The organism is Streptomyces sp. NPDC006487 (assembly GCF_042870555.1).
In the GTDB taxonomy this organism is placed as follows: Bacteria; Actinomycetota; Actinomycetes; order Streptomycetales; family Streptomycetaceae; genus Streptomyces.
Genome location: NZ_JBIAHN010000005.1, coordinates 118,972 through 132,506 on the forward strand (window position 1 = coordinate 118,972; position 13,535 = coordinate 132,506).

10 protein-coding genes are annotated in these 13,535 nt (G+C 73.4%); 6 read left to right on the forward strand and 4 right to left on the reverse strand.

Annotated features, from left to right (window positions below):
• Positions 1-59 precede the first annotated feature (59 nt).
• The gene (locus ACFYM0_RS10055; protein WP_388498771.1) at positions 60-746 is read right to left on the reverse strand and encodes a hypothetical protein; all 687 of its coding nucleotides are present in this window, start codon (positions 744-746) and stop codon (positions 60-62) included.
• A 168-nt stretch (positions 747-914) separates the two neighbouring features.
• Here ACFYM0_RS10055 and ACFYM0_RS10060 point away from each other — a divergent pair, with 168 nt between their 5' ends.
• From ACFYM0_RS10060 to ACFYM0_RS10070, 3 genes are all read left to right on the forward strand, one after another.
• On the forward strand, positions 915-1,682 hold the full coding sequence (locus tag ACFYM0_RS10060) for a 3-hydroxybutyrate dehydrogenase (RefSeq protein WP_388498773.1): 768 nt from the start codon (positions 915-917) through the stop codon (positions 1,680-1,682).
• Positions 1,683-1,813: 131 nt separating this feature from the next.
• A complete protein-coding gene (locus ACFYM0_RS10065; protein ID WP_388499347.1) occupies positions 1,814-2,473 on the forward strand; it encodes an NADPH-dependent FMN reductase in 660 nt (219 codons plus the stop codon).
• Positions 2,474-2,554: 81 nt separating this feature from the next.
• On the forward strand, positions 2,555-4,000 hold the full coding sequence (locus ACFYM0_RS10070; RefSeq protein WP_327250739.1) for a glyceraldehyde-3-phosphate dehydrogenase: 1,446 nt from the start codon (positions 2,555-2,557) through the stop codon (positions 3,998-4,000).
• Positions 4,001-4,054: 54 nt separating this feature from the next.
• Here the strand turns inward: ACFYM0_RS10070 and ACFYM0_RS10075 are convergent, their stop codons facing one another.
• Positions 4,055-6,928, reverse strand: a complete 2,874-nt coding sequence (locus ACFYM0_RS10075) for a LuxR C-terminal-related transcriptional regulator (protein ID WP_388498775.1) — start codon at positions 6,926-6,928, stop codon at positions 4,055-4,057.
• Between the two features lie 538 nt (positions 6,929-7,466).
• Between ACFYM0_RS10075 and ACFYM0_RS10080 the strand changes: the two genes are divergently transcribed.
• Positions 7,467-9,491, forward strand: coding sequence for a putative Ig domain-containing protein (locus tag ACFYM0_RS10080; protein ID WP_388498778.1), 2,025 nt, complete (start codon positions 7,467-7,469; stop codon positions 9,489-9,491).
• A 176-nt stretch (positions 9,492-9,667) separates the two neighbouring features.
• Here ACFYM0_RS10080 and ACFYM0_RS10085 read toward each other — a convergent pair whose 3' ends face one another.
• On the reverse strand, positions 9,668-10,996 hold the full coding sequence (locus ACFYM0_RS10085) for a CoA transferase (protein WP_388498781.1): 1,329 nt from the start codon (positions 10,994-10,996) through the stop codon (positions 9,668-9,670).
• 207 nt (positions 10,997-11,203) lie between these two features.
• On the opposite strand from ACFYM0_RS10085, the gene ACFYM0_RS10090 reads away from it, so the two are divergent.
• A complete protein-coding gene (locus ACFYM0_RS10090) occupies positions 11,204-12,136 on the forward strand; it encodes an ion transporter (protein ID WP_388498784.1) in 933 nt (310 codons plus the stop codon).
• A gap of 251 nt (positions 12,137-12,387) precedes the next feature.
• Here the strand turns inward: ACFYM0_RS10090 and ACFYM0_RS10095 are convergent, their stop codons facing one another.
• A complete protein-coding gene (locus ACFYM0_RS10095) occupies positions 12,388-12,675 on the reverse strand; it encodes an acyl carrier protein (protein WP_388498787.1) in 288 nt (95 codons plus the stop codon).
• A gap of 75 nt (positions 12,676-12,750) precedes the next feature.
• Here ACFYM0_RS10095 and ACFYM0_RS10100 point away from each other — a divergent pair, with 75 nt between their 5' ends.
• Positions 12,751-13,533, forward strand: coding sequence for a lysophospholipid acyltransferase family protein (locus ACFYM0_RS10100; RefSeq protein WP_388498789.1), 783 nt, complete (start codon positions 12,751-12,753; stop codon positions 13,531-13,533).
• Positions 13,534-13,535: the final 2 nt, after the last annotated feature.

Genomic DNA, 13,535 nt, shown 5'->3' on the forward strand with positions numbered 1-13,535 from the left:
CGGTCAGGGGGCGGCGGTCAGGGGGCGGCGGTCAGGGGGCGGCGGTCAGAGGGTGGCGGTCAGGGGGCGGCGGTCATCGAGCCCTCCAGGGTCGTGGGCTGCTCGCCCTTCGTGACCGTGACGGGGATGCCCCCGGTGAGCTTCTCCAGCTTCGCCTTGAACTCCGCCGAAGCGGCGCCCTCCTTCGTGGAGGTGACCTCGACCGCCGCGCCGTTGCTCCCGGAGACGCTGTAGATCGGGAAGCCGGCCTCCAGATCGATCAGCTTGTCCCCGGCTGCCTGGAGGGTCCGGTGCGGGTACTTGCTCAGGTACAGGTCGGCCAGGGCCGGATCCGCTTCCGGATCGGCCGCGTGCGCCGCCGCCACGAGGAGCCGGCCGCGGGCGATGTCGGTCACGCAGAGGGCTACCCGGCCCGACGGGTGGTCCACGATCTGGGTGGAGTAGACGTCGGCGAAGTCGCCGTAGCCCAGCTCTCCGATGGCCTGCGAGAGCTGCTCGGCCTCGGGGGTGTTGACCGGGGTGCCGTCGATCAGCATCGGCGGCGACTGTGACGCGGTGGGGTCGATCACCGGGCACGGTGCGGCGGCCGCGGGCGGGGCGGGAGCCGCCACGGGATCTGCCCGGTCGGCCACGTCGGCCTTCCCGCAGCCGGTGAGCAGCACGGCGGCGGCGCCCACGCTCACGGCAGCGGTGACGGCCGCCTTCGCCTTCATCACCCGCAGGAATCCTTCGCTGACTCGACGCATCGTCGGTCTCCCCCTCGTTCTCCGGTGCCTGATCGGCACGGCTCTGACGCACGCCCGGCTCCGCCGGTTCCGCGTCCGCCTCCATGGTGATCGCCTCCACACGGGCGGCTCCGAGTATGGGGGTCAGGACCGTGGGCGGCGCAAGCGCCCCTCCCTAGGCTTCGGGCCATGACGAGCGAACCTCCTTCCCCCACCGGTCTCCCGGGGCGAGTCGCCCTGGTGACGGGCGGCGGCAGCGGCATCGGCCGGGCCTGCGCGGTGGCCCTGGCCGGGGCCGGGGCCGTGGTGCACGTCGCCGACGTCGACGCGGCGGCGGCCGAGGCCGTCGCCGGCCTGATCGGCGGGCACGCCCACGTCGTCGACCTGACCGATCCCGCCGCCGTCGGGGAACTGCCCGCCGCCGTCGACATCCTGGTCAACAGCGCCGGGCTCCAGCACGTCGCCCCGATCACCGAGTTCCCGCCCGAGCGCTTCGCCCTGATCCAGCGGGTGATGGTCACCGCGCCCTTCCTCCTGCTGCGTCACGTGCTGCCGCACATGTACGCCGCCGGCTGGGGCCGGGTGGTCAACATCTCCAGCGTGCACGGGCTGCGCGCCAGCGCGTACAAATCGGCCTACGTGGCGGCCAAGCACGCTCTGGAGGGGCTGAGCAAGGTCACCGCGATCGAGGGCGCCCCGTACGGGGTGACCAGCAACTGCATCAGCCCCGGCTACGTCCGCACCCCCCTGGTCGAGGGGCAGATCCTGGACCAGGCCGCCGCCCACGGCATCGACGCCGGGGACGTGCTCCGCGAGGTGCTGCTGACCCGGTCGCCGATCAAGCGGCTCATCGAGCCCGAGGAGGTCGCGGCGGCCGCCCTGTGGCTGTGCGGTCCGCACACCGGATACGTGACGGGCTCCTCGCTCCCCCTGGACGGCGGCTGGGGCGCGGGCTGACCCCGTCCGGGTGACAGCCCGTGCGCCGCGCCGCGGGGAGCACCGCGGGGTCCCGTACGGTCCCGCACGTGACCGATGCGCACCAGCCCCAGAGCCCGAAGTTCCCGACGGACCCGGCCGCCCCGGATCCCCTGAACGTCACCACCGGAGCCGACCCGCTACGGGTCCTCGTCCTCGCGGGGTCCTCCCGCGAGGGCTCCGTGAACGCCCGGCTGGCCGCGCTCGTCGCCGGTCAGGTCGAGCGGTCGGGCGCCGTCGCGGACCTCGCCCGGATCGGGGACTTCGTGATGCCCACCTACGACGGCGACGCCGAGCAGACGGACGGGCAGCCCTCCGGGTCGGCCGCCCTGCGCGAGCGGCTGCTCGCGGCGCAGGCCCTGGTGATCGCCTCGCCCGAGTACAACGCCTCGGTACCCGGCGTCGTGAAGAACGCCGTCGACTGGGTGTCCCGGTTCCGGCCGCAGCCCTTCAAGGACAAGCAGACCCTGCTGGTGTCCGCCTCCCCGTCGATGGTCGGCGGGAACCGCGGACTCTGGGCGCTGCGGGTCCCGCTCGAACACCTCGGGGCCCGCGTGTACCCCGACATGTTCAGCCTCGCCATGGCGCACTCGGCCTTCGGCGAGGACGGCGAGCTGACCGATCCGGGCTTGCGCGAGCGGCTGGCCGACACGGTCGATTCCTTCCTCGCGCTCGCCGAGGCGGACACCCGCTACCTGTGCCTCCAGCGCCGCTGGTACGAGTTCCTGGGCGACGAGAGCAACGCTCCGGTGACCCAGCGCACCGAGGGCTGACCGGCTGCTCAGGGGGTACCTGAAGGAGCGATCCGCGCGCGGGTTAGCATATGAGCGCCGCCTAGCTCGAAAGATAATTCTGTGACTGTCAATGACGACTCGTTCACCAACTGGAAGAACCGCGAGAAGATCGCGGAGTCGATGATCCCGATCATCGGCAAGCTGCACCGGGAGCGGGACGTCACGATCCTGCTGCACAGCCGCTCCTTGGTGAACAAGTCCGTGGTGAGCATTCTCAAGACCCACCGTTTCGCGCGCCAGATCGACGGCGAAGAGCTCTCGGTCACCGAGACCCTGCCGTTCCTCCAGGCGCTCACCACCCTCGACCTCGGTCCCTCGCAGATCGACCTCGGCATGCTCGCCGCGGCGTACGCGACGGACGACCGTGGTCTGTCGGTGGAGGAGTTCACCGCCGGCGCCGTCTCCGGCGCCACGGGTGCCAACAAGATCGAGCGCGGCGAGGGCCGCGACGTGGTCCTCTACGGCTTCGGCCGCATCGGCCGCCTCGTCGCCCGCCTGCTCATCGAGAAGACCGGTTCCGGCAACGGCCTGCGCCTGCGTGCCATCGTCGTCCGCGGCGGCGGTGAGGCGGACCTCGTCAAGCGCGCCTCGCTGCTGCGCCGCGACTCGATCCACGGCCAGTTCCAGGGCACGATCACCGTGGACGAGGCGACCAGCACGATCATCGCCAACGGCAACGAGATCAAGGTGATCTACGCCAACGACCCGTCCGAGGTCGATTACACGGCGTACGGCATCAAGGACGCCATCCTCATCGACAACACCGGAAAGTGGCGCGACCGCGAGGGGCTCTCCAAGCACCTGCGCCCCGGTATCGACAAGGTCGTCCTGACGGCTCCGGGCAAGGGCGACGTCCCGAACATCGTGCACGGGGTCAACCACGACACGATCAAGCCGGACGAGCAGATCCTGTCCTGCGCCTCCTGCACCACCAACGCGATCGTCCCGCCGCTGAAGGCGATGGCGGACGAGTACGGCGTTCTGCGCGGCCACGTGGAGACCGTCCACTCGTTCACCAACGACCAGAACCTGCTGGACAACTACCACAGCGCCGACCGCCGCGGCCGCTCCGCGCCGCTCAACATGGTCATGACGGAGACCGGCGCCGCCTCGGCCGTCGCCAAGGCGCTGCCGGACCTCAAAGCCCCGATCAGCGGCAGCTCGATCCGCGTCCCCGTCCCGGACGTCTCGATCGCCATCCTCAGCCTGCGCCTGGGCCGCGAGACCACCCGTGAAGAGGTGCTCGACTACCTCCGCGAGGTGTCGCTGACCTCTCCGCTGAAGCGCCAGATCGACTTCACCACGGCGCCCGACGCGGTCTCCAGCGACTTCATCGGCTCGCGTCACGCCTCGATCGTCGACGCGGGCGCCACCAAGGTCGACGGGGACAACGCGATCCTCTACCTCTGGTACGACAACGAGTTCGGCTACTCCTGCCAGGTCGTCCGGGTCGTCCAGTACGTCTCCGGGGTCGAGTACCCGACCTACCCGGCGCCGGCGGTCTGATCCCCCAGGCCCCGCAGGACCGGATGCACCGCACGCCCCCCGAGTGGCCCCAGGTCACTCGGGGGGCGTCCGTGCGTCCCGGCCCGGGGCCGCGGCGGCGCGGGCCGCCGCGAGCTGGGTGCGCGAGCGGACGCCGAGCTTGCGGTAGACGCGGCTCAGCATGCCCTCGACGGTCTTGACCGAGATGAACATGTGCTGGGCCGCCTGCTGGTTGGTGGCCCCCTGGCAGATGAGGTCCGCCAGGCGCGACTCGGACTCCGTCAGCCTGCCCGCGCCCGGTGCCGGACCCGGGGCCGGGCCCGATCCGCCCGCCCGGTCGAGCAGCTCCCGGGTGAGTTCCTGCCAGGGACGGGCGCCGGTGTCGTCGAAGACGGCCCGGGCCGCCTCCCAAGCCGCCCGGGCGGCCGCCTGGCGTCTGCGGGCCCGTTCGACCCGGCCCAGGGAGAGGAGCGTACGGGCCTGCTCCAGGGGCAGCCCCAGCCGTTCGAAGGCGGCCGCCGTCCGGTGGAGCAGGCCGCTCGCCTCCTCCGCGGCGCCCCCGCGGGCCAGCAGGATCCCGTGCGCGCGGTCCAGTGCCGCCCCCGGTCCCGAGTCGGCTCCGGCCGGGCCCGCGACCGGGCGTGCCCGCTCCAGCAGGTCGCGGGCCAGGTCGAGCCGGCCCGAGCAGGTGAAGGCCTCCACCGCGTCCGGCTGCCAGCGGAACATGCCGGGGTCGGCCGAGGGGACGTGCCGCTCGGCCTCGGCGACGGCCGTGAGGGAAGCCACGGCGTCGGCCACGTCCCCGGTGTGCAGCTGGACCGCGCCCATGACCCAGAGGTTGCGCGACACGTACAGCCCGTCGCCCTCCTCCTGTGAGGCGCGGGCCCCGCAGGACGCGGTGCGCAGGGCGGCCGCGAAGGATCCGGCGGCGCTCTGGGTCAGCGCCGCGGTGTACCAGGCGGGGCCCATGGACAGTCCCGCCCCGGTGGACAGCCGTACGGCCTGATCGGCCCACGCGAGCGCGGTGGCGCAGGCGCCGAGGCGGGTGTCGACCTCGGCGAGGCTGCGCCAGATGTCGACCAGGTCCTCGGCGTCGCCCTCGTGCTCGGCGAGCGCGAGCAGTTCCACGAGCCGCCCGCGCGCCTCGGCCAGCCGGTCGTCGAAGACGGCGTGCCGGGCGGCGAGGTACTGGGCGCTGTTGCGGATGCCGGAGTGCTGGGCCGGGATCCCCAGGGCGAGCGCCTCGGCGAGGGTGCCCGGCGCGTCGGCGGTGCCGAGGACGCGTTCCATCCGGGCGCGCATGGTCAGGGCGGCCGCCTGCAGGGGGCGGTGGCCGCCGGCGGCGGCGAGTTCGGCGGCCCGGCCTGCCGCGCGCAGGGCCCGCTCGGGGGCCGCGTGCGCGACGTTGGCGGCGATGGCCGCGCGGAGCTCCACGGCGGCGAGGAGGTCGGGGTGGCCGGCCGCCAGTTCCCGGCACCGGGCGAGCAGCGGCTCCAGATCGGAGATGGCCTGGCCGTGGGCGTCGACGACGGCCAGCAGGGCGGTGACCTGGTCGGTGGGTTCGGCCCTGCTCGCGGTCAGGGCGTCGGCCGCCTGCCGGGCGATGTCGACGGAGCCGGCGCAGGCCGCCTCCTGGGCCGCGTACGAGAGCCTGCGGATGCGTACGGCGGACCGGGCCGGCGGGGTGATCTCGGCGGCGAGCAGGAACAGCTCGGCGGCCAGGGCCCGCTCGCCGGCCTCGCGGGCGGTGGCCGCCGCACTCTCGGTGTCCTCGGCCAGCCCCTGGTCGGGCAGGTCCGCGGCCAGGGCCCGGTGGCGCACCTCGTGCACGGGGTCTCCGACGGCCCGCGCGAGCGTCAGGTGGGCCGCCGCCCGCAGGGGCCTGGCCCCGGAACGGGCGGCGGCCCGGGCCAGGGCCGCCGCCGCGAAGTGCACGGCGCTCGCCGGGTCCACCCTCAGTACCCCGGCGGCCTGGGCCTGGGCCAGGTGTTCCTCGGCGTCGGACCGGCCCGCCCTCAGGAGCAGCGGCAGCGAGGGCCGGCTCGTCAGGGCGGCGAGCATCAGGGTGTGCCGGGCCGGTTCGCCGAGCGTGGCGTGCAGCCAGGCTCCGGCCGCGTCGACCGTCTGCTCGGCCATGGCGGGCCGGTGGCGCTGCGACGCGGGCAGCCGTGCAAGTGCCGTACAGGACACGGAGGTCAGCAGGGGGTGACCGCCGCAGTGGCTCTGCAGCGGGCCCGCCCAGCGGGTGGGCAGGCCGTGCGCGTCGAGCAGGGTGGCCGTCTCCTCCGCGTCGAGCGGGTCCACGTCGACCTGGGCGGGGTGGCCGCCGAGCAGCCGGGCGGCGCACTGCGCCCGGCCGTGGACGCGTTCCGTGACGATCGCGGTGAGACCGGGCGCGGCAAGGGTGCGCAGGGCGTAGCCGAGGACGTCGGCGCTGGCCGGGTCGAGCCATTGGGCCCCGTCCACGGCCAGGATCCAGCTCCCCCGCGCGAGCAGCGCCGTCACCGCGAGGCGGGCGGGCAACTGCTCGGAGGCGGCGAGCGGTTCGTCGGCGCCCCGGTGCAGGATCCGGTCGATCACCTCGTTCTGTCTGCCGGAGAGCGCCGCGAGCTGGTCCGCGCCGCAGTGGGACAGCATCTGGGCCAGCGCGCCGAAGACGTGCTCGCGGTCCTCTTCGACCGTCGTGACGCGCAGCACCGTCCGCCCGGAGCCTGAGCCTGAGCCTGAGCCTGAGGGCAGGGTGCGCAGCACGTCCTCCAGGACGGTCGTCTTGCCCGCGCCCCAGGGGCCGGCGAGCGCCACCCGCCCGTCGCGCTCCAGCACTCCGGCCGCACGGGCCGCCGCGCCCGGGACCGCGCGCCGGGCTCCTGCGGGCGGCGCGGGGTTGGGGTTGGGGTTGGGGAGGTTGCAGGGGTCGGCGCGGTTGCCGAAGGAGCTGTCTGCCGTCACGAGGAGGCACCGTAGGCGGCGTCGGTTCCCGTGACAACGCCGGGTTCCGCCGGGCCGGGGGATCAAGGGTTTCCCCTGATGCCAACGGATGCCGCTCCCCGCGATGGTGGTGCGACGGCGGGCCGTCCGCGCTCCGGGTACGGGGTGGCAGACCCGGAGCACCACTGCCCTCCACGGGAGGAGCGGGGGCGTGGTCCGGGCGGCTCGCCGTCAGCGTGCCGGGCCCGGCGCGACGGGCCCGGCACGCCGTACGCGCGCCGGCGCGTGCCGCCGCCCGCGCCGCGCGCGTGAACGCCGGCCGGTCGGCGCGGGAGGGCAACGCGGGCCGGGACAGAGCGGGTTGGAGCGGGTTGGGCAGCAAGGGATTCCTCCGATGCTCCCGACACTCGCCCGGGATCACTCTGTTGGCCACCCCGGAGTGCGCAGACGCGGCTCCCCGAGATGCGGGCTCCGGGGACGTGACCGGTCCCGTGCTCCCCCACGGGCCCGCATCCGTACCGGCCTACCCCTCCGGTCCGCCCCCCATGAAGGGATTTCCGTGCGAAATCTGTCGAACAGGTCCAAGTGGGCCTCCGTTACGGCCGCCTCCGTCACCGCCGTGGTCACGCTCGGCGGCCTGGGCGTCCTGCCCGCACACGCCACCGCGGCCGCGCAGCCCGAACCGTCCGTGTCCCCGCAGGTCCTCGAGGCCATGCAGCGCGATCTCCGCCTCTCCGCCGGAGAGGCCCGCGACCGGATCGCCGACGAGGCGGCGGCCGGCAAGGCGGCCACCCTCATCCGGGGCCGGGTCGGCGACCGGGTGGCGGGCATGTGGTTCGACTCCTCCACGGGCCGGCTGAACGCAGCCGTCTCCAACGCGGCGGACGCGGCGCTGGTGCGGGACGCGGGCGCGGTGGCCCGGCAGGCCCGGTACAGCCAGGCCGAACTGGCCGCCACCGCCCGGACCGTGACGCGTGACATCGGGTCCGGGATCCCGGGAGTGGTGTCGTGGGGTCCCGACGTCCGGAACAACCGGATCGACGTCACGGTGGACCGGACGGCGCGCAACGCCTCCACGGACGCCTTCGTGGCCCGCCTCGCCGCGCTCGGCGGCATCGTCCACGTCACGGAGACCTCCGACGGCCCGCGCCAACAGGCCGACGTGACCGGCGGCGAGAAGTGGGTGCCGGGCAGCGAGAGCCCGTGCTCCATCGGCTTCGCCGCCACCCGGGTCACCGGGGGCACCAAGACCTTCCTGACGGCCGGTCACTGCACCAACGACGTCAACCAGCCTGCCTACGGCAAGGACGGGACCCGTGTGGGTACGTCCAACAAGGACGGGCAGAGCAGCGTCAACGCCCGGGAAGGCGACATGGGCGTCGTCGACGTGGACCAGTCGGGTTGGAACCTCTCCCCGTACGTCGCGGGCGACTCTACCCACACCGCCGTGGCCGTCACGGGCTCGGCCGACGCCGTGGTCGGCACCGCGATCTGCCGCTCCGGGCAGACCACGGGCATGAGGTGCGGCGAGGTCACCAAGGTCAACCAGAGCGTGGACTACGGCAACGTGGTCATCGACGGACTGTCGTACTCCAACGCCTGTTCCGCGGGCGGCGATTCGGGCGGCGCGTACGTCACCGCGACCGGCGGCAAGGCCGTCGGCCTGCACTCCGGCGGCGGCAGTGCGACCTGCACCTCGGGCAGCGGTGAGAAGTTCACCATCTTCCAGCCCGTGGTCGAGGCCCTCGCCAGGTTCAACCTGGCCCTGGTCGTGACCACCCCGCAGCCCGGCAACGTCACCGTCGCCGCGGTCTCGGCCCAGAACGGCGTCATCGGCGCCCGGATAGCCGAGCTGAAGAACTCGGCCGAGGGCGGCACCGCCCCCTACACCTGGTCCGCGACGGGCCTGCCCGCCGGGCTGGCCATCGCCTCCTCGACCGGCACCATCACGGGCACCCCCACCACGGCCGGGACCTCCAACGTGACCGTCACCGCCACCGACAACGCGGGCAAGACCGGCTCCGCCTCCTTCTCCTGGACGATCACCACCGCGGGTACGGCCCTGTCCGTGACCAACCCCGGCAGCCAGAGCTCCGCCGTCGGCGCCGCGGCCAACCTGACGGTCAAGGCCACCGGTGGCACCGCGCCCTACGCCTGGTCCGCGACGGGGCTGCCCGCCGGCCTGAGCATCGGCTCCTCGACCGGCACCATCACGGGCACCGCCACCACGGCCGGGACCTCCAACGTGACCGTCACCGCCACCGACAACGCGGGCAAGGCCGCCTCCGCGACCTTCTCCTGGACCGTCAGCACCGTCACGGGCACCAGCCCGGTCCTGACCAACCCGGGCAACCAGACCGTCTACATCGGCAAGCCCGTCACCCTCGGCCTCCAGGCCACCGGGGGCACCAAGCCGTACGCCTTCAAGGCCACGGGCCTGCCGGCCGGCCTGAGCATCAACGCCGCCACGGGTGTCATCACCGGCTCTCCCACCACCTGGGGCTTCGGCGGCAGCACCCTGACCGTGACCGACGCGGCGGGCAAGTCGTCCTCGGTCAGCGTCACCTGGAACGTCTACTTCTAGTCCGGTTCCGGATGGCGTGAGCACCTGACCCCGCCCCTCACCCCGACCAGTCTCCTCACCCGTTCCATTCGGTGCCGGCCGCCTCCAGACCCCGGAGGCGGCCGGCACCTCCCCGCGGTGCCCCGGCCGACACCCCGGCCGGGGCACCACCCTGGTGCGCGTGTCCGGCCCGCGGCTCAGAGCCAGGCGGCCCGGTCCGTCCCCCAGCGGGAGGGGCCCCGCTCCCACCCGCGGCCACCGAGCGGCGAGGCCGCGTACCGCAGCGGCCCGTATCCCGACGCGGTCTCGCGCAGCCACGGTTCCGGGGCGTATCCCGGTACCGCGGCGCCGGCCCCCTGGACCTCGCGGACCAGCCACGAAGCCGTGCCCGCCAGGGAGAACCGCAGGGCCTGCCCACCGCCCTCCGCGAGGGCCCGTAGCACCCCGGCGGCCGCCAGGTACCCCGTGCCGTGGTCCAGTGCCTGCGCAGGCAGCACCCCGGGGCCGTGCCCGTCACCGCAGGCCGCGGAGATCCCGTACCCGGCCTGCACGAGCGAGTCGAAGCCCCTGCGGCCCGCCCACGTGCCCCGCCGACCCCACGCGCACAGCTCGGCCACCACCAGCCCCGGCCGCCGCGCGAGCAGTTCCTCCGCGCCCAGCCCGTACCGCTCCAGTGCCCCCGGCCGGTATCCCGTCACCACCACGTCGGCGCCGGCCAGCAGCCCGTCGAACACCGCCCGGTCCCCCGCCTCGCCCAGGTCGAGCAGGGCGGAGCGCTTCCCGAATCCGGTGTCCGCGTACGCGTCGTCCGACTCCGGGAGTCCCGGGGAATCGATCCGCAGGACGTCCGCTCCGAGCGCTCCGAGGGTCCGGGTGGCCACCGGCCCCGCGATGACCCGGGTCAGGTCGAGCACCCGCACCCCCGCCATCGGCGGCCCGGCGCCCTCGGCGACCTCTCCGAGGGGCCGCCCGCGCGCGCCGGAGCCGGTCCGCTCCACGAGGGGCTGCGGCGCGCCGTACCCCTCCGTCCTCACGGACACCGCCAGCCCACCGGCCGCGTAGACCTCCTCCTGGACGTCCACCGCCTGCCGCCGGGCGATCGCCGAGGCCACGCCCTCCCGGGTCCCGGCACCCAGGACGCGTACCAACGCCGACTCGTGGTGCGGATAGTTGGCGTGCGTACGGACCCAGCCGTCGGCGGCCCGCCAGAAGCCCGACAGCGGCGCGAAGGTGACGGGCGGCCTGCCGTCCACCAGCAGGTGGCGCTCGCTGACGAAGGCCGTGGCCACGGCCCCTTCGTCGATCAGCAGCGGCGCCACGTCGTCCGCACCGCCCCCGGCCCGTACGGCGGCCAGTTCCGCGGCCGCCAGCGCGCACGCGCCCACGGTGGCCCGCGCGAGTTCCCGTACGGGCAGCGGCCCGTCCCCCAGCCCGCTCGGCCCCCGGTAGCCGACCCGCCCCACCAACTCCTCGGGGCCGCTCAACGCGGCCCACGCCTGTCCGGTCCCACCATCACGACTCGCCATGCGCCCATCCTGCCCGCAGCCCCGCGGCCCCCGCGGGGCGGGCCCGGACCCGATCGGGCGATGTAGCGCTCCAGGGCGTCTCGAATTCCCCCGTACGGCGTTACACGACCCGGAACATGAACATCGCCTCGGCTGCCTCGTCTTCCGTCGCGGCGCAGCCGGCGCGTGCGGGTCCGGGGCGGCCGGCGGCCCGTACGAGGGAGCACGATGACCGACCCGACCGCGGTGGACACCTGGCGTGGAAGGCTTGCCGCACCTTGCCGTGACGTGTGCGAGGCGCCCGCGTTCTCGCTCACCGTTTTCGCGGTGATCCTCTTCAACGCCGCACTCCTGGGGGCCGAGACGTACAGCGGCCTCTCCGCCGAGTACAGCGGCCTCCTTTCGGCGACCGAGCGTTTCTGCGTGATCGCCTTCACCCTGGAGATGCTGATCCGCCTCGGTGCGCACGCCGACCGGCCGAAAGCTTTCTTCCAAGACCCCTGGAACGTCTTCGACTTGCTGGTCGTCTCCTCGGCCTTCATCCCCTTCCTCCGGGAGAACACCACGCTGCTGCGGCTGCTGCGGCTGGCCCGGGTCCTGCGGACCGCCAAGTTCATGCCCCAGCTGCGGGTCCTGCTGGTCGCGGTGGGCCGCAGCCTGCCCGGCACCGTCAGCTTCCTGTTCGTGGGCGCGCTGATCGTCTACGTGTACGCCATGATCGGCTGGATCTGCTTCGCCGGCCACGACCCGCAGCACTACGGGTCCATCGGCCGGGCCGCGCTGACCCTGTTCCTGCTGATGACGCTCGAAGGGCTCGGGGACGCCGTCCACGCGGGGCTGGCCATCTCCCCGCTGAGCCTTCTCTATTACGCCTCCTACGTGCTCTTCGGGTCCTTCGTACTGGTCAACGTCCTGATCGGCGTGGTCCTCAACGCCCTCGAGGAGGCACGGGAGATGGAGGACGAGGCCGAGAAGGAAGAGAAGCGGGCCCTGCTCCTGGCGGAGCAGTCGCCGCCGGACGCGGCCGACGAGCTCCTCCTGCGGATCGCGGCGGTGCGCAGCGCGCTCGACGACATGGAGACCCAGCTCGACGCCGTGCACGCCACATCGGCGGCGGCCGCCTCCGCTCCGCCGGCCCACGCCTCGGCGGGCGCCCGCTAGGGCCTGTCGTCACACTCCCGTCGTCGCCCGAAGGGCGGCCTCGCGGCGTCTGGTGCGTGCTCTCGGCGTGCCGGGCGTCGCGGGCCCGGCGTGATCGGCAAGACACCCCTCGGACCGGCCGGGCCCGGCGGGTCCGCCTTCCGCCGGGCGGCCACCTCGGCGGGGGTCCGGGTGTGCGCCCACTTGGCCTCCGCCTCGGCCCGGGTGATCCGCACGCCGCCCGGGGGCAGTTCCGCGGTCATCGGGCCAGGCTATCGAGCGGCGCCGTCCCGCGGGGGCACCACGGAGGTGCGGCGGGCGTCGAGGAGTGCGGCGAACTCGGCGAGGGTGACGTCGCGGAGTTCCTCCTCGTCGACCTTGACGTCCAGTTTCTCGTGGAGGGCCATGGCCATCTCCACCACCATGAGCGAATCGGTCAGCAGGTCCCCCATCCGGGCACCGGCGTGCACATCCTCGGGTGAGCATTCCCCCATCGAAAGGAGGATTTCGCCGATCAGATCGATCATCGATCCGGTCGAATCGGGGGCGGAAGTGGTCATGAAAGCTCCTGTTTGCGATATTGCGGCCATTGCGCCAAGGTGGCGCCGACGACCGGCGGGAAAAGGAGAATACTCGTGTCGGAAAGCATGCCCGATGTGACGGGAGTGGGGGCCGCCGAGTTCCGTTACGCGAAGGAGCGGCTGGGTGAAGCCGGGGAGAGTGCGTGGGACCGGCTGCTCGACTGGCTGATGGACGACTATTTCCGCCTGGAGGTCACCGGTGGGGAGAACATTCCGCAGGAAGGACCGGCCATGATCGTGGCCAACCACTCGGGGGCCTGGGGGCTCGATGCGTTCGTCCTCGTCAAATCACTCACCCGTATTCTGAACCGACCCCTGAACGTTCCGGCCGCATCTCTTACTTTTCGATTTCCGGTGATCGGTTCGTACGCCCGGAAAATGGGCGCCTTTCCGCTCGACCCGACGCTCGGGCTGGAACATCTGACCGCCGGGGAACTCGTGGCGGTGTTTCCCGAAGGGATTTCCGGCCTGGAGAAGCCCTTCCGCAGCCGGTACCGGCTGCGCCCGTTCAGTCCCGGGTTCGCGGCGACCGCCGTCCATGCGGGTGCTCCCGTCGTTCCGGTGTCCGTGATCGGCGCCGAGGAGGCGTACCCCAAATTCGGTGGCGTCCCCGCCCTGGCCCGCCTGTTCGACCTCCCCTACTTCCCGCTCACCACGGTCCTCCCGCTGCCGGCGAAGTGGCTCATCACCGTGGGCGAGCCGATTCCCGCACCGCCCCGGCCCGAGTCCTACTCCGCCCGCAGGGCCGCGGCCCGCCGGCTGTGCGACGAGGCCCAGGAGGCCGTGCAGTCCCTGGTGGACCGGGAGCGCGGCAGGCGCGAGACGCCCTTCTGGTAGCC

What these genes read in the sequence shown, in the direction of transcription:
- ACFYM0_RS10055 (WP_388498771.1), bottom strand. Translation starts at nt 746, where the DNA reads ATGCGTCGAGTCAGCGAAGGATTCCTGCGGGTGATGAAGGCGAAGGCG.
- ACFYM0_RS10060 (WP_388498773.1), top strand. Translation starts at nt 915, where the DNA reads ATGACGAGCGAACCTCCTTCCCCCACCGGTCTCCCGGGGCGAGTCGCC.
- ACFYM0_RS10085 (WP_388498781.1), bottom strand. Translation starts at nt 10,996, where the DNA reads ATGGCGAGTCGTGATGGTGGGACCGGACAGGCGTGGGCCGCGTTGAGC.
- ACFYM0_RS10090 (WP_388498784.1), top strand. Translation starts at nt 11,204, where the DNA reads ATGACCGACCCGACCGCGGTGGACACCTGGCGTGGAAGGCTTGCCGCA.
- ACFYM0_RS10095 (WP_388498787.1), bottom strand. Translation starts at nt 12,675, where the DNA reads ATGACCACTTCCGCCCCCGATTCGACCGGATCGATGATCGATCTGATC.